Source organism: Mesorhizobium sp. M7A.F.Ca.US.014.04.1.1, assembly GCF_003998745.1.
GTDB classification, from domain to species: Bacteria; Pseudomonadota; Alphaproteobacteria; order Rhizobiales; family Rhizobiaceae; genus Mesorhizobium; species Mesorhizobium ciceri.
Genome location: NZ_RZRW01001355.1, coordinates 1 through 597 on the forward strand (window position 1 = coordinate 1; position 597 = coordinate 597).

The following is a 597-nucleotide window of genomic DNA, read 5'->3' on the forward strand; positions in this document are numbered from 1 at the left end:
AGCTCAAATATGAGCATGCCCGCCGATGACCGAAAGGATGTCTCGTGCAAGCATGAGAGTCTTGTATTCTGCAAGGTGCGTCCCCTCTCGGGTGCAACGAGAAAGATGGCTGCAACATGCCGCTGACCGCATTCAGGTTCCCATTCGGCCAGAATGTCGACGAACGGCGGTTCCGTCGCCTGACCCGCCTTCTGGAGGTCATTCAGATGGACATCGAGAATGAAATCGCGGTACTGCGCCCGTGCGTGGAAAGGGTCACGGACTGTGCTGCGTTCGCCCTGGAAGCGATGGAAAATGGCGAGAGTCCCGAACGCATGTCCGCGCAGATCGGTACTCTCGAGCAGAACCTGGCGATCATCCGCGGACGGCAGGCCTTGCTGGAACAGCAGACGTCATTTGTCGACGCCGCGAGAGCAGCGCTGCCGCGCGTTCTACCGCCCCACGGGTCCTAAGTTTCGCATACGCCAATTGGCGGCATTTACCTTCCGGATCACGGGCGTAATCTTCCGCAGCAGTCTGGGATCGCGGGGCCTCGGCTTTCAATGCAAAGACCGGCCGCATGCAACGGCCGCCTGCATGGAGCGGGCTGCTCTGGGT

Annotated in this window: 1 protein-coding gene; it reads left to right on the forward strand. The window is 60.3% G+C overall.

The window, feature by feature from the left end:
• Window positions 1-116 precede the first annotated feature (116 nt).
• Window positions 117-452, forward strand: a complete 336-nt coding sequence (locus EOA22_RS36515) for a hypothetical protein (protein WP_063170853.1) — start codon at window positions 117-119, stop codon at window positions 450-452.
• Window positions 453-597 lie beyond the last annotated feature (145 nt).